We start from the raw sequence: 26,577 nt of genomic DNA on the forward strand, positions 1-26,577 counted from the left end.
GCGAAGCGGTTGTTTCCTATCTGTAAATTACGAAAGACCCGATCTGATTCAAATGAATTGTTCGGGTCTTTCTCATGGTTATTTACTTATGTCCCAGCCCCTTCTTTTATTTATGAGATGGAATCAACAGAACCGTCCCGACGATTCTCTTCAAATCCCGAACTAATCATGAATAGTGATCCCCTGCTTCTCATACAAACGCTTAATATCTGGATTCACGTTCTCTGTAATTAAATACGTTAAGTGGTCGGTTGGACAGACGATATGATTTGAAATCGTATCTAACTTATCATTCGTAACCATGCCTAGCACTTCGTTTGAGATAGACGTCATTTTGCGTTTGATCAATGCCTCGGATGAACTTGGGACGCTTATACCGTTTTCAGGGTCTATGTTGTAGATTCCCATAATGTAAAGGTCTGCCCTCATTTCATTCAACGTTTCATATGTGTGGATTCCCAGATTAACCATAGACTGCTTGAATAATGTTCCTCCGATCATAATGACCTCTATGTCAGTATGATTGGAAAGAGCCATTGCGATCGGTGGACTGTTTGTGATGACGGTCCCTTTTAACGACAATGGGAGCTGATGGACCAATTGGAGATTCGTTGTTCCCCCGTCAATCATTAACACCATATCATCTTCTATATAATGGAGGGCTTTGTTAGCTAGATTCAGCTTCGTTTCGTTATAGATTTCTTTCCTCGTTGAAAAGTCCTGGACTGGTGGCCCTTTTCGCAGAGCTCCGCTATGAACTCGTTTGATGATTCCCTGGCTATCCAGTTCTTTCAAATCTCTTCTAATCGTATCTTCTGAGACAGATAACCGTTTGCTTAAGTCACTTGCGATTATTTTGTGCTCATCGTTTAAGATATCAATGATTTTCTGTTGACGTTCTTGTTTAAGCATAATGTAGTGCCCCTTCTATTCTTTCTTTAAGTATAACATGCTCAATCTTCAATTAAATCTCAAAACAGCAGTAAGTTGCAAATATAAGCAAAAACATGCAAGTAAACGCTTTACATATCCTTGTTCATGCATTATTATAATTGAAAAGACGCATAAAAACAAACAAGGAGGCACAAACATGCAGAAAAGCATTACCATTGCACCGTCTATTATGTGTGCGGATCTTTGCAACCTAGAGAAAAGTGTTCGAGAAATTGAAGAAGCTGGACTTGATACCTTACATATCGATATCATTGATGGCGCATTTAGTCCAAGCATGCCTCTTGGGATCAATACGATTGAACAATTAAGGAAGATAACGGATATGAAGTTTGACGTTCATATTATGGCGAATACAAATGAGTTCTTTATACAAGAAATGTTGAAGATTGGAGTCGACCAAATTACGTTTCATCTTGAAACGAGTCTTCACACTGATCGATACATCAATCTAATCAAGAAGCACGGCACGAAAGTGGGAGTAGCCTTAAACCCATCCACTTCCCTTTCTAAATTAGATTATGTTCTTCCACAATGCGATACGGTGTTACTCATGTTGATCAACCCAGGATTCGCAACGGATAAAGGTGAAAAGCAAGTTTCATATGCAGCGAAGAAAGTAGAAGACTTGTCGAAGTTGATCCAATCCTTAGGGCTCAATACAAAAATCGAAGTGGATGGTCGCGTGTCAATGGAAACGATTCCAACCCTTGTAAGAGCTGGAGCAGACATCCTTGTAGCTGGAAGTACTAGTTTGTTTGAAAAAAGCAATCGTTTGAGCGATAACAAGAACATTATTGAAACCCTTATTCGTGAAGGATTACAAGAGGAGGCTACTATTAATGGTTAACTTTAAAGAAGCAACTGATGTGATTACACGTGAACTTACGTCTACGCTATCCAATGTGAACAATGATGAAATTGATCATCTGATCAATCAAATCAATAAGGCAGAAAAAGTATTCTTTGTCGGAGTAGGAAGAGTGTTACTTTCTCTCCAGTCAATAGCGAAAAGATTTGCGCATCTCGGTGTACAAACCTATGTGGTTGGACAAGTAACAGAACCCGCGATGACCGATAAGGATTTGTTGATTGTTGGTTCAGGTAGTGGCGAAACAGCTTTCCCACTCATCATCGCGAAGAAAGCGAAAGAACTTAACGCAACTGTCGCTCATATCGGTACGAATCCAACTAGTTCGATGAGTCAATATGCAGATGTGTTCGTTCGTCTTCCTATCAGTTCAAATCCAGATTCAGAGAAAGAAGTCCAGTCTCATCAACCAATGAAGAGTCTATTCGAACAGAGTCTACTTCTACTCGGCGACACGATCGCATTGATGCTCGTGCGAAAAGAGAACATCGAATTGAATTCACTTTGGGAGTACCATGCGAACTTAGAATAGTAGATTCCTAGAAAGGTCTTTCACAAGTCCCTTTGATATTGAATAGTGAGAATCGAAGGGGCCAGTGAGAGAGCGAATGCTACCTTTCTAACAAATAAAAAGGCTGTTCATTTCTGTTTTTCTATAGACGCCTGTTTCTGGGAATATTATACTAACTTCTAATGATTGAAAGATAGAATTGCAAAAAGGGATGAGGATAAAGGGGGTTATAAAATGAAAGCGTTACATTTTGGTGCAGGTAATATTGGAAGAGGATTAATTGGATATCTACTTAATCAAACAGGGTATCATATCTGCTTTGTGGATGCAGATCAGCACCTTATTGATCAAATTAATGAACATAATCGGTATGTGATCGAATTATTAGATGGAGATCGGACACAAGAAACGATTCATCCTGTGAGTGGATTACATACAAGTGCTCATAACGAAATCATCGATGAGATTGTGGAAGCAGATTTTATCACGACATCGGTTGGGGTTCATAATCTACCTAGAATTGCTCCTGTTCTATCGCAGGGTCTCCTTAAGAGAAAGCGACTGAACAAACCAACTATTGATGTAATGGCTAATGAAAATGCACTAAATGCTTCGTCTCACTTGAAAGAAGAAATAAGAAAGATTCTTTCCGACGAAGAAGCGGAAGAACTTCATTTGTACGTTGGCTTTCCAAACACTGCAATCGATCGGCTATCACTTTCGGAACAGAGAAGCGAAGGGAATGTTGCTCTCGTCGAGCCATATTATGAATGGGTAATTAATCGGTCTGAACTAGTGAATGAGGAGCTACCTCGACTAGCGGATGCAACCTACGTTGACACGTTAACCCCTTACATTGAACGGAAATTGTTTATTGTGAATATGAGTCATGCGACGACAGCGTATATGGCTCACCTACAAGGGTATCCAACGATTCAACGTGCATTGAAGGATGAGCGCTTGAAAGATTTCGTGCGAAGAACCATGCAGGAGGCTGCTAGTTATTTCACGCACACGTATGAAATGGAAGCGGAGGAATTGACTACATTTATTGAAAACACCATTGGTCGCTTTCAAAACGAGAATATGAATGATGATATTCAAAGAGTGGGAAGGGCACCTATCAGAAAACTAGGACCTGAAGAACGATTGGTTAAACCCACAGTAGCTCTTTCGAAAATGAATTTACCTTTTGGACACCTGACAACTGCAATAGCAGGAGCGTTTCTATTTAATAATCAAGAGGACGAAGAGTCTGTTGCTCTTCAAGTGTATATTGAAGAGAACGGAATCGAACAAGCTATTACGCATTTCACTCAAATAAAAGAATCTACCATTCTATCAAAAATCAAAGAAACTTATCTTCAGTTAAAACAAGAAACAACATTCAAAAACTAATACGACTAAGGAAGGGTGCTTTAACTATGCTAAGCCAACAATTGAAAGGAAATGTACAATTCTTACATTCTGTCAGCTCATGGGAGGAAGCGATTAAAGAATCTGCTGGTCCTCTAAGCAAAGGTGGAAACATTACTGAGAAGTACGTAGATGATATGATTGAGAACGTTCACAAAAATGGACCTTACATTGTGATCGTTCCAGGCATTGCAATGCCTCATGCACAAAATAATGATAACAGCGTCGTTAAAACAGGGGTATCACTTCTTAAGTTAGAAGAGCCTGTCGCATTTCCAGAAGGAAAAGAAGTTAATCTTCTATTTACATTAGCTGCTGAAGATACGACTGGTCACCTAGACTTGATCTCTGACTTATCTTCGTTACTGATTGAAGATGATGTACAAGAAAAGCTTGAACAATTAAACAGTGAAGAAGAAATTCTGGATTTGATTCAAACGGTTGAATAAGTTCAACCGTTTGTAAGGCTTACTACCATAAAGAGGGGGAGATACAGATGGGAAGTCCTGCAAAGGCAACGAATGAAAGCAACGTAGTAGAAATGAATCGCCCTACCACAAGAGCTAGAGTCCAGGCATTTGGTGGATTCTTAACGAATATGGTTCTACCAAATATCGGAGCATTTATCGCCTGGGGTCTACTAACAGCTTTGTTTATACCTACAGGTTGGATTCCGAATGAAGACCTCGCTACGATTGTAGGCCCAGCGATTACATACTTGCTTCCTTTGCTTCTCGCCATAACGGGAGGACGTATGGTTGGGGGGCAACGCGGAGCTGTGATGGGTGCCATCGGCGCGATTGGTTTGATCGTTGGATCAGACATTCCGATGTTCCTCGGCGCAATGGTGATCGGTCCATTAGGTGGGTTGATCATAAAGAAATTTGACCAGGCGATTGAAAATAAAGTCCCAGCTGGATTTGAAATGATCGTGAATAACTTCTCGCTTGGCATTCTAGGTTTCTTGTTAATGATCGTATCGTTCTATTTTATCGGTCCAGTGATCGAATCGGCGAATAACTTTGTAACCTCATCCATTGAGGCACTTGTTGCAACTGGGTTGCTGCCATTACTTTCTCTTATCAATGAACCGGCGAAAGTTCTGTTCTTAAATAACGTGATCGATCAGGGGATCTACTATCCACTCGGCATGCAGGCGGCTGCTGAAACGGGGAAGTCGATTTACTTTACTGTCGCTTCAAACCCTGGGCCAGGTCTTGGCTTGCTAATAGCTTTTACCTTCTTTGGTAAGAAGGCTGCTCGACGCACAGCTCCTGGTGCGATGATCATCCACTTCTTAGGTGGAATTCATGAACTATATTTCCCTTATGTACTAATGAAACCCCTTACAATCATTGGGATGATCTTTGGGGGAATGACAGGTATTGCGGTATTTAGTGTATTTGATGCAGGCCTCGTGGCTGGACCAAGTCCTGGTTCGATATTTGCTTATCTTGGCTTAACTCCTAAAGGAAGCTTTCTCGGCATCATTGCTGGAGTGCTGGCTTCAACTATCGTAACCTTTATCGTTACTTCTCTTATTCTTAAAATGGAAAAGAATAAAGATGATGACGATGAAGAGCTTACCAAATCGGTCGAGAAGTCAAAAGCTATGAAACAACAAGGAAAACAACTATCGAATGCAGGTAGTGAAAATACTAAGAAGAATGAAGACATCAATACCGTTTCATTCGCTTGTGACGCAGGCGCAGGAAGTAGTGCTTTAGGTGCAACAACATTTAGAAAGAAATTGAAGAAAAAAGGGATAGAAGGGTTGGAAGTCAAGCATTACAGAATAGAAGATGCACCAGACCATTCTGACATTATCGTTGTTCATAAAGATTTGAAAGACAGAGCAAGACACGCACACCCGAATAAAGAAATCATTACGATTGAGAACTATATCAATGATCCAAACCTTGAACAATTGCTAGAGAGGTTGGAAGAGCAAAAAGCATAAGTTGAATGTTGAGCGTGAATGACTTAAAGACCAGGCGATCTGTTGATCACCTGGTCTTTTGACATTTGTGCTCTTCCGTCTTTTATCATTTATAGCTTTATACACGATTAATCTCTTTCGCATTGGGGGAAAGGTTCTCAGGCATTATATCGAGAAAAAGTTAAAAGGAGCATTCATTATAGGGATCATGAATGTTCCCTTTTTCTGAGATGGAACAACAGAACCGTCCCGCTAATTCGGGAAAATGATTGAGTTGTGTTTAATAGTTTGAAATAATTGGAAGCGGGGAAGGTGTTAATACTATTCTCCTTATAAAACTTTCTTTGAAATCGTATGAAAGAGGGGAGGAGCGGCTTTTGTATGGTGTAGGTTCTGATTTTTGGCTAAAGCTAGTCTTACTAATTATCATACTTGTAGTTTTAAACTTCGTTTTCAGTGCGGTTATGAGAAGAAGGCTCAGAGTTGAGAAGAGAAAATTTTTCTCCTATAACCATGTAAATATATTACATAGTAAGGTTGATTGGAGTATTAGAATAACGTTTATGGTAGTTATGATTGTTGGTGCATTCTACAATGTAACGAGACTCCCAGCAGAATCACTTTGGTATTTGGAAGCATGGTTTGTACTGTTTGTATTCCTAGTAATTACAGAAAGTGTTCAAGCTATTTTTGAATGGAAATACGCAACAAATCGAAAGGATTATATGTATACGCTTAGTCAACTTAGCTTCAATGTGATTTTAATCATTGCAGTATTTTCTACTGATTTTCTCTGGTTAGGGTGAAATTGATCCTGGTAAGGCGATATAGAGATGTTCGATGGGAAGGTGGGTTCAAATGGGAGAAGAGAAGTGGGATTTACAAGAAATCAAGCGGTTAAAAAAGAAGCTATTTATTCAAAACAATCTCGGGATGCTATTGGTATTCGCCTTGTTGTGGTTCTTTGTAGAAGTTGCAGCTGTTTCAGCTACAATCGTTCTTGGTGTGTTGTGTGCCATCTTATGGCTCTTTGTAGTGAATATATTGTTCACTTTACTGACAGGTAAGGTCATAGGTACAAAGGCGATGCAGCGAGTGCAAACCTTTAGGATCGAGCGTCACGGGAAGAAGCAGTGGAAGATAAAAGCGAGTATAGGGTTATTCTTATTTCTGGCTTTAACGATTGGGTTGACAGTGCTGGTCGTCGGTTCAGATATAGGCTCTGCTACCTTGGAATTTCCTAATGATAGTTTCGGATTTATTGGAGCATGGCTCGGCATGAACATAGGAGAAATTCACCGAATAAGAAAAATTTCTCGAGAGATCTCGCAAGAATCAAGTGAAACACAGGAACATGGATCTAGTGAATCAGTTTGATGAGAATACTAAACAATTTTAAAAAGGTGATGCCTGTAATGAAAAGGGGTCATCTTTTTAAATACCATAAAAGAGACATTAATTATTCCAGTAGGTAAAGTTCCTTGTATTTAAGTAATAGAATCAGCAGAACCGTCCTTGCGATTCCAGACTTTTTTTTAATAGGAAAGATTGTGTTACGTATACTTTTTTGAAATAATTAACACGAAAACGTTTTTTAACGAGATGAGGAGTTCATAATGGATTTAAAGTTTGCTGCAGAAATACATAGAGTTGGTCTTAAGGTAGGTTATTTCAGCGTAAAGGAAGTGATAGACTGGACGGATCACTTAATCGAAACCATGGATCAACCACCGTTCGAATTAATCGACGTATCGTTAGCGGTCAATAAGCACGCGGCTGATGTCTGCTCGAAGCTTAAACTTGTTAAGGGGCATGTAGAGCCTACTTTGGCAGTGAGGGTCATCCTAGCACTTATTAATCGGTACCTTATTGAGAGCAGAGATTTTTCTAAGGTTGACTTCATGCTTTCAATGGTTAAGGAGATACCATTGGGAGACGCTCATTTGAGTAATGAACTGGACTGGTTGTTAGAATGGAGATTTTTGGCGAGAGTAGAGATGATCGGTAATTTAGAAGATGTGAGAAAAGATATTGAGGGATTCTTGGAAAAGTTTAGTGATTACGAGAAATATTATACATATGAAGAGTGCTTCAGATCTGATGGTCAATAAGAATAGAAGCCTTTATAACTTTAGAAGACTCGGAAGGCAATCCTGTACGAAAGGTTTAGAGCGTTAAAGGATAATAAAATAAGTGAAAAAGGAGCATTCATATTGGAATAATGAATGCTCCTTTTCTTTATGAGATGGTATCACCAGAACGGCCCCTGGGATTACCTAGTAGACAAAATTCGACATAAAACGGGTGGTGACAGGCACTATCACAGGCACCATCTAATTATACTGATGTTCTTTCCTTCGATTACTTTCCTCGTAACGAATGGTAGCCTGAGCAGCTGCAAGTCGTGCAGATGGAACGCGGAAAGGTGAGCAGCTTACATAATCAAGTCCGAGTTGGAAGCAGAAGGAGATTGATTCTTTCTCACCGCCATGCTCTCCACAAATGCCAGTTTTCAAGTTAGGATTTGTTTCTCTGCCTAGCTTAACGCCACTTTCGACTAGTTTCCCAACACCTTCTTGATCCAATGAAACGAATGGATTTTTCGGTAGGATGTCGTTCTCCACATAATGTTGAAGAAACTTACCTTCGGCGTCATCTCGACTAAATCCATAGGTTGTTTGCGTGAGATCATTCGTTCCGAAAGAGAAAAAGTCGGCTTCTTCGGCAATTTGGTCAGCTGTAACTGCAGCACGAGGCGTTTCAATCATTGTTCCGATTAGATAATCGAACTGTTGCCCTGTTTCTTCCTGAAGCTGATTTCCTATGTTGAGCACAAGCTGACGCATTTCTTTCAATTCGTTCACATGACTGACTAGTGGAATCATGATTTCAGGCTTCACACTGATTCCTTTTTTCATCACGTTAGCCATGGCATGAAAGATAGCGATGACTTGCATTTCATAGATTTCAGGGTGAATCATTCCTAAACGACAACCACGATGTCCTAACATCGGATTTGCTTCTTCTAATACCTTTACTTTACGTAGAAGGTTTTGCTTCTCTCGTAACTCGCTTGAGTCTGGATCGGTTAGTTGTAGCTTTGTCACTGCAATTAGAAGTTCTTCTTTGTCTGGTAGAAACTCATGTAGTGGTGGATCCAGTAACCTTACTGTAATCGGATGACCTTGCATCGTTTCAAAGATTCCCTCGAAATCTTCTTGCTGCATCGGAAGAAGTTTCTCAAGAGCATCTTTTCGTTCTTCGATTGTTTCAGATAGAATCATACTTCTTACTGTAGGAATGCGCGAGGCATCCATAAACATATGCTCTGTACGGCAAAGCCCAATGCCTCTTGCTCCGAAATCCAGTGCTTTCTTCGCATCGACTGGATTATCCGCATTGGCCCTAACTTGCATCGTTGCTTCTTCATCTGCCCAGCGAAGCAGTAAGAGGAAATCGTCGGATAGCTCAGGTTCAATCATCGGAATGTCACCGAGGAAGATGTGTCCTGTTGAACCATCGATCGTAATGGTATCCCCTTCATTGACAGTTGTTGACCCTACCTTGAAATGTTTTGCTTCAAGGTTAATTTTCAATGAATCACATCCGCAAATACAAGCTTTTCCCATCCCTCTCGCTACAACCGCTGCATGACTCGTCATGCCTCCTCGGCTCGTAACGGTCGCCTCTGAAGCCACGATTCCATGAATATCATCAGGAGTTGTTTCAGGACGAACGAGGATCACTTTTTCTTTATTCTTTGCTCGTACCTCTGCTTCATCCGCATCAAAAACGACGATCCCTGTGGCGGCACCTGGTGAAGCGGGTAAGCCTGTGGTTAACTGGCTACTCTTATGGTTAGGGTCGAGTCGGTGATGCAGAAGTTGACTGAGCTGATCAGGATCGACACGCAAGAGGGCCGTTCGCTCGTCCATAATCTTTTCTTTCACCATTTCAACAGCGATTCGAATCGCTGCCTGGGCTGTTCGTTTCCCTGTACGTGTTTGGAGGATAAACAGCTTACCGTTTTCGACTGTAAATTCGATGTCCTGCATATCCTTGTAATGGTTTTCTAATAGATTACAAGTCTCGACAAATTGCTCGAACACATCAGGCATTTCATCTTGAAGGGTGGAAATCGGTTGGGGTGTACGAATTCCTGCAACGACGTCCTCGCCTTGGGCGTTAATTAAGTATTCTCCATAAAGTTTCGACTCTCCGGTGGATGGGTTCCGTGTGAAAGCGACTCCTGTACCCGAATCTTCTCCCATATTTCCAAATACCATGCTTTGAATATTAACAGCGGTCCCAAGGTGACCTGGTATATCGTGAAGGCGACGATAGAGGATGGCACGCTGATTGTTCCATGAATTAAACACAGCATCGATCGTAAGGAAAAGCTGTTCCTTAGGGTCTTGTGGGAAGGGTTGCTTTGATTCTTTACGCACGATGGATTTATAGTCTTCAATTACAGCTTTCCAATCTTCGGCTGATAGTTCAGTATCAGATTGGTATCCTTTACTTTCCCGGAAGTCTTCTAATCGGTGTTCAAAATGGTAGTGAGCGACATCTAGCACAACACTGCTGAACATCTGAATAAACCGACGGTAGGAATCATAAGCGAAACGAGGGTTGTTCGTTAGTTCAGCCATTCCTTTTACAGTATCATCGTTCATTCCTAGGTTAAGAACAGTGTCCATCATGCCTGGCATAGAATGAACAGCTCCTGAACGTACAGATACAAGAAGGGGATTGATTGGATTTCCAAATTGTTTGTCCGTCTTGCTTTCAAGTTTTGTTAGGGCTTCTTCTACTTGAGATTTAACTTCAGGCGAGAGGGTCTTTCCTGCATCGTAATAGGCTTTACAAGCATCGGTTGTAATCGTAAAACCGAATGGAACAGGCAGCCCAATGCGGGTCATTTCTGCTAAATTCGCTCCCTTACCACCGAGAAGTTCCTTGCCGCCATTTTTCACATGATCAAATAGGAATACAAATTTGTTGTCCATTATACAAAACTCTCCCTTTTATGAATGATGGATAAGATAATATCTGCTGTCTCTTCAATCGCTTTATTCGAAACATCGATCACAGGACATCCGATTCGTTTCATAATGTTTTCAGCACTGCTCATTTCATCAAAAATTCGTTCAAGTGAGGCATAGTTGGCTGAGCTTGTTAATCCTAGGCTTTTCAATCGTTCTTTTCGAATTTCATATAGTTTCTCAGGGGAAATCAACAATCCAATGCACTTTTTCCTCGGTACGTTAAAAAGTTCCGCAGGGGGTGGGACTTCTGGAATGAGCGGGATATTCGCTACTTTATATTGCTTGTTGGCGAGATACATCGAGAGAGGCGTCTTCGATGTTCGAGACACCCCAACGAGGACGATATCTGCATTCTTTAGTCCCCATACTTCCTGTCCGTCATCGTATTTTACCGCAAATTCAATCGCTTCAACCCGCTTAAAATAGTTCTCATCTAGCTTCCGCATTTGACCTGGTTGACGATGTGGCTGCCTATTCAATTTCTTGGTGAAGGCGTCCAACAGAGGCTGCATTAAATCAACAGCAATTACGTTCTCCGCGTGTGCTCTTTGATCTAGGTCGTGTTTTAACTCCTCTAAGACGATGGTGTAAGCAATGATGGAATGATTGTACTTCGCTACAGTAATCACATTGTTAATATCCTGTTTGTCTTCTACATAAGAAAAGTGCTGAATATCGACTTCTTGCCCGAAAAATTGACTTGCCACAGCCTTTACTAGTAGTTCAGCTGTTTCTCCGACTGAATCTGATACAACATAGACCGTTTCTTTTTTCGTCACGATCAATCTCCTTCTCTTTAGTAAATTCAACTCCTGGATGTGAACTTGGGTGATATGTACGGGGGGAATACTCACTTTATTAATTGTCTCTTACCAAATGTAACACACTATTAAACTCGTTTAACTTAATGTGACGTACTAATTAATTTATAGTATAACATTATTGGTCGTTTTGTGAACCTAAAAAACTAAAAAGTATTCTCAGTCAGAACTAGAATCAAAGGATACCAGGGAAGAAGGGACAAAGGTCACGCTTTTTATTAAGCTTGTAAAATTTGTAGGGAATTTCTACTTAAAAATGATAGAGAGCTCACTAGCTCATATGAACCAACTTTGCGTTTATGTCTTAGAACTATAGAACATTGCTAGAGAGATGTGCTAGATTAAAGGCGCACATCCCAAATGGAAAGAAGAACCAAATCTATATAAGGAAGAGAGTATTTTACTTCGCTTGATAAAAAGGTCACCTCGTCTTGATTTGTCTCAATTCACTTGTTTGCCTTAAAGACTATTAATCTCCTTCATCAAAAGTGAACGGAGGTGTTAGTACATAAAAAACAAAAAATAGGAGGCATTACTGTGTTTAAGAAATCGATTCTAGTTGTTTTTACGTTGGTTCTGTTGTTTACTGGCTATCAATTAGGTCTGCCGTCAGCTCTCGCGATTCCTCCAGGAACACCGTCTAAGTCTGCCGCTCAATCTCAGTTGAATTCACTGACTGTACAGTCTGAAAGCTCCATGTCTGGATACTCCCGTGATAAATTTCCACACTGGATTGGACAGGGGAATGGCTGTGATACGCGTCAGTTGGTGCTACAGCGCGACGCTGATTATTATAGCGGTGACTGTCCTGTAACGTCTGGTAATTGGTATAGCTATTATGATGGCGTGCAGGTGTATGATCCGTCTGCTCTCGATATCGACCACATGGTGCCGCTGGCAGAGGCGTGGCGTTCAGGAGCAAGTAGTTGGAGCACACAAAAGCGTGAGGACTTCGCAAATGACCTTAGTGGTCCTCATCTCATTGCAGTGACGGCGAGCAGCAACCGTTCTAAAGGGGACCAGGATCCGTCTACATGGAAACCAACGCGTTACGGCGCTCACTGCGGATATGCGAAGTGGTGGATTAATACGAAGTATGTCTATGATCTACACCTTCAGTCTTCAGAGAAAACAGCACTTCAAAGCATGCTGAATACGTGTAGTTATTAAGTCGGGCTTTCGTTGATAGTGTTATAGTTTAGGTATGGCTAGTTCAGGAGGTGCACTCATATGGAAGAGAAATCGTCGGTTTTCACTGCAACACATGGTGTTATGACCGAAGAAGTGGGTGTGATTAGCGGGGAACTTGAACTGCGTACTTCCTGTGATGGGGAAGGCAATCTCACGCTTCGCCTCACGTACGTAGGGGCAGAGGAGTGGTACACGCTCCCTGGGAAAGAATACCGCTTACACGATGCGCGTGACCATGAAGTTGTTCACCGCATGCTCGTATCGGTGCTCGAGCGCTCTTAAGATTCGACAAGTTCGACAAGTGACAGGCACCAAGAAGAATAAGGTACCAAGAAAGAAGGATAGCCCACTCGGCTATCCTTCTTTTATCTTCTCCATCAACCTTCTACTGTACATACTCTACTTCTAATGCAAGCCCCTTTTCTTAAAAGACAAAAAGCGATACAAAGCGACATAAACCGGGTGGTGACAGGCACTGACGCTACTACAGAGGAGGAGGGGGGTCAGGTCCGCGCCTGACCCTCCTCCTTAACTATGCATCCCACCCACCAACCAGCTTTTAGGCTGATGGTACCCAATAGGAACTTGAATGATCGTCGTCTTATGTGATCCTTCCAGATCGTAAATGTCATCACATCCTTTAATATCAAACCCAAGCAGGGGATGACCGTTCATTCCAAGTGCACTTGCGGATAACAATAATCGCTGAAGGAGCATGCCCGCTTCCATGTGTTGAATGCGGTACCCTCTGTATCCAAGTTCAGCTTTGTGATATGTGCGGTCTCCGACGATATGAAGGCAGATCTGGACCTGATGCAGGTTGACGTTGTGAAGGGACATTCCTGCCTGTAGGTCAAAACGAAAGTCCCCTTCTTTAATTGTTATGATGGAGTGCGAGGCTGGGTCATACCTGTATGCGCCATTAGGAATCCCATCAACCTGATAGAAGCACCCGTAAATGGAGACACGGGACATCTGGTTCTCTTCTTTATCGATATCATTATGGTACGCGTAGGAATCGGTGCTTTCCTTTAGAAGGGAAGCGAGCTGAACCTCATCGATTCTTTGTTGGATGAAGTCCATTTCTGGAGAGTATCGATTCTGACAAACGACAGCTAACTCCTTGGCTAGCTTCTTTCCTTCAGGTAATACGATCTTAGGCTTGCTTTCTATTTCTTCCTCTATCTTTATAAATCGCTTGAATTCACCAGTAGATTCAAGCATCGAGTCGTGATGAAGCTGTGCTATTTCAGGAAACGGTAATACGTTTTGCGAACGTTGGTAATGTGTTGTGCTGATTTGGGGTATTTTTCGAATATCTTCTGCTGCTGAGCTTTCTCCGGGTGTCTCCTCATGCAGGGCTTTATGCTCTGATAACGGAATGACCGCGTAGGTGCTTTCCTCTAGATCATCTATCCCAAGTAAGTGATTAATTACTCGATCTAGAAATTGAAAATGAACCTTCGGGTAAAAGCGAAAGCATTTACTAACCTCCTGTAGCTGACCAATGAGTGTGCCAGCATCTAACCCTTGAAGACGATAGGAAAAGTTATTGTATTTAAAAAAGTTTTTCCAGAACATGGTCGTGATGATCACGGCCCCAAAACAGTTTGAAAGGATAGAGCCACCTAGCGCGCTGTTTAAGTAAGAATCAAAATTCCCTTTACGTACCAAGAGAAGGCGATGATGAGCAACGTCATAATGGTAAATTCCATTCGGCAGTTCATCTAGTTTAAGGTAAAGATACAATTCACTCGGATATAAGCCACCCCCTGAAGGAGGGAAACGGCGGAATGATTGGATTGTTTCCGCTGATTCTCCGTCCATGGGAATTGGAAAAGCTGTCTGGCTAAACTGAGACAGCCCATAAACATACCAGAGAAAATACCCAATTGTATTCAGGTCGAGTGTTGGGGGAAACGCTGATTCTTGAATAGCTAGCGGAATATCATGGGCAAGGGGATACTCCTGCAAATGGCGATAAATCTTAAATGGAAGGGGGGCATCGTCCCAATCCACTTCCCAGTTCGGTGGCGTCACAAGATCATTTTGGAAATGCAGGTGGTGTAAGAACAGGTCAAGATTCATCACTTACCTCCTTGCCACGTTAAGGAAACGGATGCGGATAAGGATTGAGCTCTTCAACCGTTAATTCTCGATTCAGGAACCCAAGTTCTTTCGGCACCTTTAATACTCTGCTTAAGCCCGTTACACGTGTAAGGTGATGGCCAAATGTCATTGGCAGCATGCCTGGGATAATGACCTTTGCGCAGTGAAGTCCATTCCGTTTAATTTCGGGTGTTGTTTGGTCGACAACGATCACATCTAATTTTAATTGGCGGAAAACTTGTAATAAGGTAGTCAGATCATCCGTTAGATCGGCATGACGTTCTTCTATTTGAAAAGCTTCTGCAAATGTCTGTAATGGTCGATCCTGATTTAGCAAGAATTGAAGGCGTTCTTCTGCTTCTGGAAGTCCGTACACCATTCCATGATCATCCATTTTCTGGACGAGAGAAGAATCGTTGAACATGTTTACATAATTATCTTTCTTCTGTTTAAACTCTTTATTCAGCGGAGGAATCAGTCCAACACTCTCAAAGATCGCGCTTTTCACAGCTCTCACAGGGTCGAGATGGGCGCCGGCCGCACACATAAGATTTAAACAATCGGAATCAGGGTTACGCTTCTTCGTGATCGTCAAGATGCAGGGGACGCCATGTTCCATCGTCGCATTGTATAAATAAAGATCATAGCCTGCAACTTCTCGCATGCGATCGATCATTAAATGAAGTTCTTCGTCATTTGATGAGTATGGATCAATCTGTGGAAGAGAGAGCTGTGCATACCAGGTTAATAGAAAAGAATCGCGTTCAAGCACTTCCATCATTCCGTAGAATATAGCTTCTTCAAGACTTCCTCCGATCGCACAGCCATTGGACGTTTCAAAAACAAACCCGTCGCCGCATCCCATACTATAGTAAGCGAGGCGTTCTGGAACTAGGATGGGTTCATTTTCAATGAGTGAATATCCCCACACCCAGTTCATTTTGCGATCAGGATGAAACGGGGTAAACGGATAGTCCTTCTTTGCATACTGTTCTGGTGAATGAACGCCCACCCTAAGAGGGTTCAAGGCACGTTCAAGGTTGCGATAGCAATCGTGAACAACGGTTCTTTTTCCTTTAGGATCAATGCCACAAGAACGTTCCAATCCTTCCAAAATGGCTGTCATTTCACTCAGGGCATACGAATTTGTCCTTCCTGCCGAGCCTTCATTTCCATTAAATAGAGGAAGATTAACGATCGCATCGGCATAAGGTGTTTCAAAATCGATCATGAGACGATTTAATAGCCCTGTACGTGGATCGAGATAATCTTTTGAGAGGACGTTGCTTAAGTCATTCACCGAACGACATCGATAGCTATCTTTACTGACTTTCAAACTTGGTTTAAGCGTAATTACCGAATCGGTTTTCAGGTCTTCAGGAAGATGACTACAAACGGAACAATAGGCGTCTGGTAATATGCGATGATGTGAGCTCTCGAGAGATCCCATATTGATAAGGTGAATCGATCTTTCTAATGGAGAAGACTTAAGGTGTACCACATTATGCACTTCATTTTTGATCAATTGAGTTATTTGAAGAAGTCCCGTTTGAGAGATCCATTCATCATGCATACCGTTAATGTCCTTGCTTAAAACTTGTTGGATTTTCCACATATCCTCACGGTCGTTCGCTGCCATTACCTTTCTTGTATCAGCACATTGAGAACAGCCTTCTCTACCAGGGTGAACCAATGGACCGATTACACCTTCACCAAATGATAAGAAGCCCCGTAGCCACTTGATACCGAGCTCCTGCGCCACTTCTTCCGCTTTCTGGTGGATCGACGGATTCCAAGAGTCATGTATGACGAGTAACAATGTCGTACTTTCAGGTATCGTCCCATCTAGGTCTGGAAGGAGAGTAAGCTCATACTTTGGAGCGAGTTCTTCAGCTACGCGTTCTTGTAACAGGCCGTTTCCTACTAATGTAATATTAGCGCTCACGTCGTCTCCCCCTTCCTAACAGCACACCATAGATGTCTAGGTATCCATCCTTTTCAAAGGAATTGAGATTTACTTTTATAAAGGAAAGCTTCTTGTTTTGATGTTCGAAAAGGTTCACCACTGAACGGAGAACGTCAGCCTGGTCTTTCGGTTCGTAGGCAGGAATAACGATGGGTTGAATCGGTATTTCTTTAAACTGAATCGTTGAAAAGGAGGGAGCTCCCGAAGTTAATTTGTTTTGTGCTTCTTTAACTGCCTGAAGGAGCGCGGCGCGCAAAGCAAGTGTGAGATTAAATCCAACCCTTCCGTACCAGCGGTTATCTGCCGCTTTCCTCCACACAACAGGAAAACCATACGTATCTTTTCCTAACATAAGCTCCGGTGCTTTCATCATGGTTGTTAAAGCCTTCAGATAATAGCGGCAGAGATTGTCTTCAACTTTATCGAAGGCAAGGTTTGTTAAATTATTAAGACACTGCTCCGCTTTTTCTTGCCATTCATCGTCAATTGTCTTTTGCAAGGCTCGGCTGACACCTTCAACGAATGTTGCTCCTGCTCCAATATAGAGGTTGGTTTCCGTAAACTGATCATTTCCCAATGGGGAGGGAAGTGACGAGATGATATTATCCTTTAAAGGTAGTAGGTACTGCTCAATTCCAGTTAAACCAGCTTCTCGTCTCGCTTCTTCGTGTGTCATAGCAGCACTCACGTGGCTCGGATGTAGGGAAGAGTTCCCTGTAGGTTTAACGTTAACCGCTTGAACCTCACATTGAGATAGAGGTAGTTGACTAAGTGCACCTTCTTCCCAACGATGGAAAATGCCTAATTGGCTTGAGGTTAACTGACTAAAGTAGTATAGGAGTTCATTTGGATCTTTTTGTTCGTCATATAACGTCATTTCGTCTAATACATTTTCAACCCTTATGACGTTGATCTTTCCTGTTACGAGAGGATGAGGTTTAAAAGGATGCCATTTTCCCTCAAGGGTTTCAAGATTAAGTAAGAAAACTTGGTCGTTTGAAAGCACGGGCACCCCTGTGATCTTTTTAAACAATTCAAATGCGATCACATTTGCTAGCATCGAACCAGCTGGTGATGAGAAAGAGCTGTTTTGCTTCAGGTGGTTTCTGTTCATGCTCTGCCATGCAGATTCCCAGCAGCCAGAATCAGGGTTTACAAGTGGACCAGCCACACCAACTTCTCCATAACAGATAGCAGGGATAAACAGCTTTCTCTTTTCTTTACAGACATGAAGGATGTTTCGTAGTTCCGTTACGTTTCCTTGTTGCGATACATATAAAATCGCATCGAATGGTGCAATCTGCTCATCCCAAGAGATTGGGTCTTTCTCCTTTTTTAGCACGATTTCAATAGAGACATCAGGGTCCGTTTTTCTTGCAGCCTTTTCTAGTTCCTTTATTCTTTCGTGACTAGTGTTCTTACCTGTTAGTAACGTATGAAACCGAGATAAGCCGGATGTAAGTAAAGATGACACTAATCCAATCAACATGGGTCCTTCTCCAATGGCTAGAACGTTTTGCTCGCGGTACTCCTGAAAGCGATAGGCACCGGAATCACAAAAACTCTCAATATATTCAATCTGTGCAGCGAATTTCTCCACTACATATTGTTTCAAATTGTGGGGATGGTCCTTACTAACATCACGAAGAAATCCATTCGTATAGAGGGAGTCACTAATCTCGTACACCCGATTACGATAGGGCGCTGGTAATCCATCTGTTAAGCTAGCTAGCGAATATTCTCCGTTATACATTGGAATAAGCTTTTCAATCCATTGATGAATTGTGTTACCTTCCATTCGAAATGAACCTGAGTTATTCCTAAAATAAACGCTATTCTGTTCCGGCATGAAGAAAGTGCCTTTTTTCAGCTTTAAACGCATAGAAGGATTAACCTTCGTCATGACACACCTCCTTACCTACTGATCTGACTTCATACTATGAGTCTATGTTAGTCGTTTTGTCTCATATGTGTGGACACAAAACAAGAACCTCTGTAGGAGAATCATTCAGAGGTTCTTGTGATATATCTATTTACACCACCCTTGATGGGGGAGTTTTAGGTTAAAAATAAGTTAGGATCCGAACCGCTTCAACGTCCACCGCAACGACCGCAGCCTCCACACCTTGCAGCGCAGCCACCACATCCAGCACATCGAGCACAACGAGCACAGCCACCGCACCCGGCACAACCACCGCACCCAGCACAGCCACCGCACCCAGCGCAGCCTACGCAACCTGCACATCCGAAACACCCAACACACACAAATCCAATTAAGCGAGAATTATTTGGGTCTGTATTTGTATAATTGACTTGCTCACAGGGAACTAAATTCTGGGCATAGTATTCTCCAACATCTAAATGTTGAAGATCATTTTGAAATTGATTCATTTATGTCACCTCCAACATCGTTCTTTCGTAATATTCTCGATTGTAATGCGTTTTCCTGATCGATTAATGAATGAAACACTTTCTCCAACAAATTATGTAGGTTGAATGGGTAATGTTCCTAATTGAAGGTCAGAAAACATTGGTACGAACCTGGTTCGATTCATCGCGGGGACGACGGTTCTCGTGATTCATCATTAAGTGAAAGAGGTTAAAGGGAGTCGTAATTCAATTAATTGACACTCCCTTTATTGATGTAATGGAATCACTGGAACCGGCCCGGTGATTCCATGAAGTGTATGACATACATAGGTAGAATCCAAGGAAACTTCTCATAATTCATTGTGTAGAGAAAAGTCAAAGGGAGTGGACATTATAGAGATAATGACCACTCCCTTTATTAATTTAGTGGAATTAACAGAAACCTTGTGTCGTCCTCAATCTACCTTTCCTTCATCTTCTCCAACTGATGCCTCATCTCTTCATAATCCATAGATGAAAGATTCGGGTATTCATCAATCTTATGCTGAACAAACTCTAATTCAGGTGGAAGGGTCATTTTGCGTTTTGTAAGTATTGAAGCGACTGTTCCGGTCACAATACCAATTAATGAGATCCCGACAAGCATGTAGAAGATGGCGATGATTCTCCCAACAGCTGTAACAGGGTAAAGGTCACCGTACCCAACGGTCGTGGTTGTGACGATCACCCACCAGAGGGCATCACCATAATGTTCAAAGTCTGGTTCTAACCAAACCATTGGTAATGACGCAAGGAACATCGATGCAATGAGAAGGACAAGGTATCGATCCAAATTGAATTTACTAAACAGGTCATGCAAGTACGATTTGCGTTTCTTGATAATCGCTAATAATCGGACAACACGAATGAGACGGATCAATCGTGCCGATTGGAAGATCTCTCCAAGCGGTATGATTGCGATGAGTTCGAGTACATTGTCTTTCACAAATACGCGTTTGTTCTCGCATAACGAAAGACGGGTGACGTAATCAATCACAAATATGCCCCAGATGAACCAATCTAAGTTGTAATTCGTATCAACCATGATGGAATAGATCACTAATGCAGCAAGGGTGATCTCGTACACTGTATTTAATTTCAATGTAAAGGGTAAATGAAAATAGCGTTTTAAGTAATTTAACAGACACATTCACCTCACAGTCGTAGGGTTGATAAGTTGATTGTAGGGTATATAGATAGGTATGCCAAGCATAAATCAAGGTTATCATTGTAGCATTTCTACTTTGGATTCCAAGGTCAGACAACTTTTTAGAGAGTAGATAATGAAGTGTGGTGGTGCCATTAGTCACAGCTTTGTCAGATTTATAAAAGTGTTTTCCTGTTATAATTAGGATAGAAGTCATGAATGACAACTACTAGTTAATGGAAAGAAGGAACGTTATGAGTACTGAGTCTCAATCCAAAATCATTTTCTCATTGAGTGTCGTTCAGGTAATCCTTTCGATTTCGATTCTTTTCATGCCGATCATGTACCTCATGCATCCTGAGCAGGAGAGTCTCTTATTATACGGTTTGATTTCGTTTGGTATTGTGAATCTACTTGCAGGCCTGTCGAAAAGAATGAAGGGTGAAAACCGTTCTGGTATGTTCTACTCCATTGCTGGTGTGGTCCTGTTTGCAATCGGCATTAGTCTATCAATCTTTTAATAAATTGGAGTTGTCAAATTGGTAATTGACAGCCATTTAGTCATATCGTAAATTAAAACAAATTAAATAAGGTTATCACGAGTGAACGAGAGCACGGGCTCATTGACTTCACAGCAACCTGCCAAGCGGTAAGGTGCTACAACCTGCAAAGCATTGCTTTGAATGATAACGAACGAAAAGCCGAGGCTCTTTGTTGCATTCATTTGCAATGAAGGGTCTTTTTCTCGTCTATTTTGCTGATACCTTTTTTATCAAAATAAAGGAGTAGTTGATATGAATTGTAATGGATTTACTAGGGGCTTAATGGCTAAAAACTATAGTGGGGAGAAGTTTCTACTACATGTATGCGATGTGATTGAACGTCAGTTGAATGAATGGAATGACGAGTATGAGGTTATGGTGATGAAGCTTGTTGACTATGAGTTGGTGGTTAAGAAGGAAAATCAGTATTATGAAATGCTGATTTCTGAGAAAGAGATCGATACGCTTCAGAACAAATCCCCATTCTCACTAGACCGTCATGTGTGGAAGGAGTTAGAAAGGCAGGGGCTAGAGATTGTGCGAGGGTATGGGAATTATATTGAGAGTGTGATGTGATTGGAAGTGGGGGTCAGGTAGGTGCCTGACCCCATTTGGGCTTAGCTCTTTTGTTGGACGGTATTGACCTTTGAGTAGTTTATTGAAAAAATAAGGAAATAAATGGAGTTATATTTTTCGATTAAATCAGTTTTCGAGCTCGAAGGAGGATTCAAATGAACTATGCAGTATCTGTCACTGATACGAGCAAAACAGAAGAAATTGAAAAAAGCGGCATCCAGCTTTTAGAGTTCCTTAATACATATAGTACTTCTTTGGAAGAAATCACTTCAATTGAGGAGCCACCAAGAGGTATCGTTTTTCACGATCTGGAATCAGCAACAAAGTTATATTCCACGATCCCTTTGCCAGCATATACATCAAGAGATCTTATTCATCTCACTCCACTTTTGGAAACGTGGAAAGAGATTTATTTATCAACGACAAATGGAGTGAAAGAAGCAGAGGACTATTATCAGAACCTTCAAATGGTAGATGTCGCGGAGCTTATGGCACATGAATTAACCCACCATGCTGACTTTTTCCATTCGGAATTCGACGATTGGGACGAGGAAAACGCGAGTGACATGTGGTTTGAGGAAGGGGTTTGCTTCTATTTACCTCGTAAACTCCTTATGTCAGAAGAGCGGTTTGAAAAAGTGATGAAGGTGGAGCAGTGCTTAATTGAGGCGTACAAAGAAGAATATGGCGAATACACACTGGATGCATTCGGAGAAGCTGGTTACCGTGGTGGAGACAACTTCGCTTATTCTGCTGCATTTTACGATTATTGGCGAAGCACGAGAACGGTTTCCAGACTAGTTGAAGAATATTGCGATGGGGATATCAAAAAGCTAATCGCGTATTATCGTGAGTGGGTAGAAGGTGGGGAAGAGGGGCGCCTTCAGGATTTCTTTATTGGTAGATTTGAGTTATCGGAGGAAACGGCTAGAGGGCTTTGGTTAGCATAGCATGCGGGTTATCTAGTGTTTTTAGTAGCTAAAGATAAAAAGGATTTAAATAGTGTTTCATCAAAAAGCTCTGCGAATAATGTTATTCGCAGAGCTTTTGTTTTAATGGAGTGAGAACTCATGGGTGATAGATTAGAAGTGTCCCTTAATAAAAACCCATTCATTGTAATATAGCTCTTAAAGATCTATATATAACTTGATAGATCATAATCGATAAAACCCCTTGAAGTAAAAGAGCAATTGTTAAAAATGTTTTTTGTAAGAACCAATTGTAATTCACAAATTTTTGATAGATGTAATACCCTGATCCTATTGTTGATCTCATGAATAGATTTATAGCTCTATGTATAAAATGGCTTGGTTTTTCTTCGATTGTAATTGCATAATAATTAACCATCATTCGCCCAAGAAAAAGGATAAGTACTCCATAGCCAAATTGTATTCCAAGTATATATCCAAGTGTCAATCTGAAAATCTCGATAAATTCCCTTATTGTAAACCCCAAGTAGTTCACCTTCTAGACTTTTGTGTATTATGTAGGTCATTTGCTTATCTTCTATTTTACATGTCACAAAAACATTGCGGTTAATGTTCTAGTAATAATTTGATAGACGATTGTGGATGCTATTATTTGAATAACCAAAGCAAATAGCAAAAGAATTTTTCTTACGAACCAATTATGTTTTGCGAATTTAGAATACCAATAATAACCGGACCCTATTGTTAGTATCATAGATAAATTCATTGCTTTATGAATAATATGACTTGGGTTTTCTACAAGTGTAGACAAATAAAAATTAACCATTGTCCTTTCAAGTAGTATAATAGTAACGCCGTACATAACTTGAATCCCTAGTATATAGAGTAATAGAATCCTAGTAATCTCGATAAATTCATACATTGTAAATCCCATTTATTTCTCCTTTAACATTCTAATTAAAAAAGCTTAATGAAAGGGATAGTAAAGAAACAGCCTAGATAATATTCCTTTGATAACCTGATAGATCATAATCGAAAGCAAGCCCTGAATAATTAACCCAATCAAAAAAAAGGATTTTTCTTATGAGCCAGTTGAATTTAGCAACTCTTTTATAGAGATAGTATTCTGCACCAGTACTTACTATAGAAATGATATTCCAAGCTTTTTGGAAAGTATTTGTTGGTTTATTGATAAATGATGATTGATAAGGGTTGATCATGTTACGTTCTAACCTTAAAATAGCAGCACTATATGTAAACTGGATAACTAATAGTAGAAGCAACATAAATAAAAAAATACGTAAATAATCTTGGATTGTGAAGCCCATTGCTGATTTAGGTAAAGGGTCACTGGGGCGGTTCTTATGTTTACTAATATGGTAATAGCATAAGCGAAATGAGTACTTAACCAAGGTTTAGGTGTTGTCCATAGGGTGTTTATTTATAAACGACACCTTTTTTGCTTTGGTAAAGTCGCGTTTTCTTATCTGATGGTTTTTAAATAATTAGAAGATGACTGTTTTGCTTCATAAATTTATATTTGTGACAGTATTTTGCAGAGATATAAGAAAAGAGGATGGACATCGCAATACATGCAAATAGAAAGATGGTGTGCATTAACAGTTCATTGCTTCTAGTTGATTGAAAAAGAATATAACTAACACCTCCTCCGGTAGGAATTAAAGGAAGTAGACTCCTGTTGTTGTACCATTTCTTGCTTTCATTTAATGTATGAGCAATAGTGGCATACTTTTCGATTTGAACACGGATGAACGTAGCTGTAATTGACATAAAGATAATTAACAACATCATGTAATACCAAATGTTAGTGATGCCAATAAACAGATAGGATACCTTCATGCTTGTAATAAAATAGCAAATCGCGCCTATTAGCGAGGTGATTCCAATGAAAAGAACAGTCTCCATCTGTGTAGTATAAGGATTTTTCACTAACAATCTAACAGCCCATAAATTAATGAATAGTAAATTGGGAGTTAATGAAAGGAATATGCCCATATTGATAGGAATGACTAACGGTATGATGCAAAAGTCTAAAAGAAAGAAACAGAATCCGAACACAACCACTTTAGTATTTGATGGAGATATAAACAAAAGGTGTACTTTCATATAATCTGGCAAATGTCTAAATTTCTTGTTTTGAGGGATTTTTAACATGATGACCTCCACCTGAAACAACTTGAATTTATACTATCAGGATGAAAACATAAATCATAAATCATCATAATAAATCCCCCCAATATGTTATTGATAGAGGAGGGAATTCAAGCATGGATATTAAGCTTCCTTTAATACTTCCTGGAATTTCTCCTCTTCATCATTTTTAAATCCCTCAAAAATTACTTGAGCAATGTTTTCGTGATTAAATAGGTAAGTATGCTCTTGATCAATAAAACCTTCTGGATAAGGTACACCTATGTAGTCGTACATATCAAGGTCTTGTTCATTTTCCACTTTTTCTTCATCTAGGTGAATCTGTTTTCGACCGTAAATCATTAGTTTTTTGTTGCCGCCATCTAGTAAGACGATGGATCCGTTTGGGAGTAGAATGGACATTATTTATAGACAACTCCTTTTTTTTCGTATTCTTTGCGTTTCTTCTTTTCAGTTGGTTTACTTGGTGAAACAAAATCAATATTTTTTTTCATGAAAAAGTATTTATGGATATACTTTGATGAAAAATATGACAGTATTATTGTCATTGATGTACTAAGAAAAAATAACATAATATTTAGGCCTTGTTGGTTATCATTAAACACCTGAACAATGATATATCCAAGTGCTGGTCCGGCAACTAAAATTGGAAGGAGACGACTACTGTTGTACCATTTCTCTTCTTCTATTAAATTATAATCAATCTTTGAATACTTGTTTACTTGGTAATGAATCAGCTTAGTGATAGTTATTATATGAAATAGTAATAAAATTGAATAAAACCAAAAACTGGTAACCTCCATAGAAATTGCTGTTACTTTTATTGTCATTACCAGGTAGCAAATTACACCAATAAACGAACTAACTGCAAAAAATAATGTTGATTCCATCTGAGTTGTAAATGGATTTTTTATCAACAACCTTATCAGCCACAGGTGAACAAAAAATAGAAGAGGAAGAGTTACTGAATACACCAATAAATGAACTGGATAAAGCGATGGTAGAAAACATAAGTCAATAAAAAGAAGGCAATAAAATAAAATATAAGTCTTTATTTCTTCCGGTGGAAGAAATGATAAGTGTTCTTGCATATAATCAGGAAGATGTCTGAATTTCTTATTTTTTGGTATCTTTATCATCTGTACCTCCAAAATCAATTAAATAACTTAGTCAAAAACTGTGTTTTTAAACCATCCTGCTGCTGAATCGATACCACTTTTAAGATGGTTTCCAATTGTTTTATCTTCAATCTTAATCCCATCCAAAAAAAGAGAAGCTCCAACTGAGACGATAATAGCTGCTGCCGTACCTACTAAAACTGGCGCCCCAAGTCCTACAGCTACAGCTGCTGCTGCTCCTCCTACTGCAAGTGTTGCAGCTCCAATTGCAACATCCACTGCAGCATCACCTATTATTTTTGAAGTACTCTCATTATCTTCTACATTTTTCTTTATGTTATCAACCGTTCCGATGCCAATACCTATCCAACCGAGTTTGCTCTTTAAGGCACTAACAGTTCCAGATTTAACGTTAATAAATTTAGATACTCTCAACTTTTGAGCATTTCCAATTTTAACTTGTGATTTAATATAGTTGCTATTGTAAATTTTATATTTTCTACCATTTTTAGGAGGGATAGTAAATTTGTTGTGCTTAGATTCATATACTCTATATTTATAAATACTACCCTTCTTGACTTTCTGTATTTTAAAGCCTTGCCATCTATCTCTTGCAGAAATATAGCCTGCATATGCATCACCAATCCTTGCTGAAATAGCTCCTGGAGAGTTAAATGGAGCAAGCCAATTAAACTTCATTTCATAGTTGCTATCAACTGATTTTCCATTTTTGACAGCTTTCCCTAAATTGTTTGTTCCAATTGAATCAGAAGACACTCCACTCATCACCGTCTTATAAGCTGGAATAGCACTCATCGTTCCTACCTGATAATTACTTACAGAAATATCTCCACTTTGAAA

General features: G+C 40.3%; 24 protein-coding genes, 1 pseudogene and 1 riboswitch. Of the genes and pseudogenes, 13 read left to right on the plus strand and 12 right to left on the minus strand.

Translation table 11 applies throughout. The features are described from left to right. Positions 1–162 precede the first annotated feature (162 nt). Positions 163–912 carry a DeoR/GlpR family DNA-binding transcription regulator gene (locus tag JI666_RS19945; RefSeq protein WP_206894806.1) on the minus strand — a complete coding sequence of 250 codons (750 nt, stop codon included), beginning with the start codon at positions 910–912 and terminating at the stop codon, positions 163–165. Between the two features lie 178 nt (positions 913–1,090). Here JI666_RS19945 and JI666_RS19950 point away from each other — a divergent pair, with 178 nt between their 5' ends. The 8 genes from JI666_RS19950 to JI666_RS19985 all read left to right on the plus strand — a co-directional run bounded on the left by JI666_RS19950 (position 1,091) and on the right by JI666_RS19985 (position 7,799). Then, positions 1,091–1,801 (plus strand): ribulose-phosphate 3-epimerase, encoded by a 711-nt coding sequence (locus JI666_RS19950; protein WP_206894807.1) that lies wholly within the window; start codon positions 1,091–1,093, stop codon positions 1,799–1,801. Further along, positions 1,794–2,354: a 6-phospho-3-hexuloisomerase gene (gene hxlB, locus JI666_RS19955; RefSeq protein WP_206894808.1), complete on the plus strand. Its 561-nt coding sequence runs from the start codon at positions 1,794–1,796 to the stop codon at positions 2,352–2,354. Before JI666_RS19950 ends, hxlB begins: the two co-directional genes overlap by 8 nt. Positions 2,355–2,567: 213 nt before the next feature. Continuing rightward, positions 2,568–3,731 (plus strand): mannitol-1-phosphate 5-dehydrogenase, encoded by a 1,164-nt coding sequence (locus JI666_RS19960; RefSeq protein WP_206894810.1) that lies wholly within the window; start codon positions 2,568–2,570, stop codon positions 3,729–3,731. Between the two features lie 26 nt (positions 3,732–3,757). Next, the gene (locus JI666_RS19965) at positions 3,758–4,198 is read left to right on the plus strand and encodes a PTS sugar transporter subunit IIA (RefSeq protein ID WP_206894812.1); all 441 of its coding nucleotides are present in this window, start codon (positions 3,758–3,760) and stop codon (positions 4,196–4,198) included. Positions 4,199–4,245: 47 nt separating this feature from the next. After that, on the plus strand, positions 4,246–5,709 hold the full coding sequence (locus JI666_RS19970; protein ID WP_286170984.1) for a PTS mannitol transporter subunit IIBC: 1,464 nt from the start codon (positions 4,246–4,248) through the stop codon (positions 5,707–5,709). Between the two features lie 356 nt (positions 5,710–6,065). After that, the gene (locus JI666_RS19975; protein WP_206894814.1) at positions 6,066–6,494 is read left to right on the plus strand and encodes a DUF4181 domain-containing protein; all 429 of its coding nucleotides are present in this window, start codon (positions 6,066–6,068) and stop codon (positions 6,492–6,494) included. Positions 6,495–6,546: 52 nt separating this feature from the next. After that, positions 6,547–7,065 carry a hypothetical protein gene (locus JI666_RS19980; RefSeq protein ID WP_206894816.1) on the plus strand — a complete coding sequence of 173 codons (519 nt, stop codon included), beginning with the start codon at positions 6,547–6,549 and terminating at the stop codon, positions 7,063–7,065. 239 nt (positions 7,066–7,304) lie between these two features. Further along, positions 7,305–7,799: a hypothetical protein gene (locus JI666_RS19985; protein ID WP_206894818.1), complete on the plus strand. Its 495-nt coding sequence runs from the start codon at positions 7,305–7,307 to the stop codon at positions 7,797–7,799. Between the two features lie 222 nt (positions 7,800–8,021). Here the strand turns inward: JI666_RS19985 and ppdK are convergent, their stop codons facing one another. Both ppdK and JI666_RS19995 read right to left on the minus strand, forming a co-directional pair. Continuing rightward, the gene (ppdK, locus tag JI666_RS19990) at positions 8,022–10,697 is read right to left on the minus strand and encodes a pyruvate, phosphate dikinase (RefSeq protein WP_206894821.1); all 2,676 of its coding nucleotides are present in this window, start codon (positions 10,695–10,697) and stop codon (positions 8,022–8,024) included. After that, a complete protein-coding gene (locus JI666_RS19995; RefSeq protein WP_206894823.1) occupies positions 10,697–11,515 on the minus strand; it encodes a pyruvate, water dikinase regulatory protein in 819 nt (272 codons plus the stop codon). Before JI666_RS19995 ends, ppdK begins: the two co-directional genes overlap by 1 nt. A gap of 579 nt (positions 11,516–12,094) precedes the next feature. On the opposite strand from JI666_RS19995, the gene JI666_RS20000 reads away from it, so the two are divergent. Both JI666_RS20000 and JI666_RS20005 read left to right on the plus strand, forming a co-directional pair. Beyond that, on the plus strand, positions 12,095–12,727 hold the full coding sequence (locus tag JI666_RS20000; protein ID WP_206894824.1) for a GmrSD restriction endonuclease domain-containing protein: 633 nt from the start codon (positions 12,095–12,097) through the stop codon (positions 12,725–12,727). Positions 12,728–12,787: 60 nt separating this feature from the next. Next, positions 12,788–13,030, plus strand: a complete 243-nt coding sequence (locus JI666_RS20005) for a hypothetical protein (RefSeq protein WP_206894825.1) — start codon at positions 12,788–12,790, stop codon at positions 13,028–13,030. A gap of 246 nt (positions 13,031–13,276) precedes the next feature. Here the strand turns inward: JI666_RS20005 and JI666_RS20010 are convergent, their stop codons facing one another. The 5 genes from JI666_RS20010 to JI666_RS20030 all read right to left on the minus strand — a co-directional run bounded on the left by JI666_RS20010 (position 13,277) and on the right by JI666_RS20030 (position 20,382). Then, on the minus strand, positions 13,277–14,836 hold the full coding sequence (locus JI666_RS20010; protein WP_206894826.1) for a SagB family peptide dehydrogenase: 1,560 nt from the start codon (positions 14,834–14,836) through the stop codon (positions 13,277–13,279). A 19-nt stretch (positions 14,837–14,855) separates the two neighbouring features. Then, positions 14,856–16,802 (minus strand): TOMM precursor leader peptide-binding protein, encoded by a 1,947-nt coding sequence (locus tag JI666_RS20015; RefSeq protein WP_206894827.1) that lies wholly within the window; start codon positions 16,800–16,802, stop codon positions 14,856–14,858. Further along, on the minus strand, positions 16,792–18,726 hold the full coding sequence (locus JI666_RS20020) for a putative thiazole-containing bacteriocin maturation protein (RefSeq protein WP_206894828.1): 1,935 nt from the start codon (positions 18,724–18,726) through the stop codon (positions 16,792–16,794). Before JI666_RS20020 ends, JI666_RS20015 begins: the two co-directional genes overlap by 11 nt. 188 nt (positions 18,727–18,914) lie before the next feature. Continuing rightward, the gene (locus tag JI666_RS20025) at positions 18,915–19,214 is read right to left on the minus strand and encodes a hypothetical protein (protein WP_206894829.1); all 300 of its coding nucleotides are present in this window, start codon (positions 19,212–19,214) and stop codon (positions 18,915–18,917) included. A gap of 439 nt (positions 19,215–19,653) precedes the next feature. After that, positions 19,654–20,382: a potassium channel family protein gene (locus JI666_RS20030; RefSeq protein ID WP_206894830.1), complete on the minus strand. Its 729-nt coding sequence runs from the start codon at positions 20,380–20,382 to the stop codon at positions 19,654–19,656. A gap of 251 nt (positions 20,383–20,633) precedes the next feature. Here JI666_RS20030 and JI666_RS20035 point away from each other — a divergent pair, with 251 nt between their 5' ends. The 3 genes from JI666_RS20035 (at position 20,634) to JI666_RS20045 (ending at position 22,447) form a co-directional block, all read left to right on the plus strand. Beyond that, complete coding sequence (locus tag JI666_RS20035) at positions 20,634–20,900, plus strand: hypothetical protein (RefSeq protein ID WP_206894832.1); 267 nt, start codon at positions 20,634–20,636, stop codon at positions 20,898–20,900. A gap of 69 nt (positions 20,901–20,969) precedes the next feature. Next, positions 20,970–21,072: riboswitch (SAM riboswitch) on the plus strand. Between the two features lie 101 nt (positions 21,073–21,173). Next, a complete protein-coding gene (locus tag JI666_RS20040) occupies positions 21,174–21,497 on the plus strand; it encodes a hypothetical protein (protein WP_206894834.1) in 324 nt (107 codons plus the stop codon). 155 nt (positions 21,498–21,652) lie between these two features. Next, positions 21,653–22,447 (plus strand): hypothetical protein, encoded by a 795-nt coding sequence (locus JI666_RS20045; RefSeq protein ID WP_206894836.1) that lies wholly within the window; start codon positions 21,653–21,655, stop codon positions 22,445–22,447. Between the two features lie 1,476 nt (positions 22,448–23,923). On the opposite strand, the gene JI666_RS20050 is transcribed toward JI666_RS20045, so the two are convergent. The 4 genes and pseudogenes from JI666_RS20050 to JI666_RS20065 form a co-directional block, all read right to left on the minus strand. Further along, positions 23,924–24,601, minus strand: a complete 678-nt coding sequence (locus JI666_RS20050; RefSeq protein WP_206894838.1) for a hypothetical protein — start codon at positions 24,599–24,601, stop codon at positions 23,924–23,926. Positions 24,602–24,721: 120 nt separating this feature from the next. Continuing rightward, positions 24,722–25,000: a DUF4176 domain-containing protein gene (locus JI666_RS20055; RefSeq protein ID WP_206894840.1), complete on the minus strand. Its 279-nt coding sequence runs from the start codon at positions 24,998–25,000 to the stop codon at positions 24,722–24,724. Next, positions 25,000–25,737, minus strand: a complete 738-nt coding sequence (locus tag JI666_RS20060; RefSeq protein WP_206894842.1) for a hypothetical protein — start codon at positions 25,735–25,737, stop codon at positions 25,000–25,002. Before JI666_RS20060 ends, JI666_RS20055 begins: the two co-directional genes overlap by 1 nt. Before the next feature lie 27 nt (positions 25,738–25,764). After that, positions 25,765–26,577 (minus strand): annotated as a pseudogene (locus tag JI666_RS20065) (hypothetical protein); the annotation flags it as partial.

The sequence above is a fragment of the Bacillus sp. NTK071 genome (assembly GCF_017303315.1).
Lineage (GTDB): Bacteria > Bacillota > Bacilli > Bacillales > Guptibacillaceae > Guptibacillus.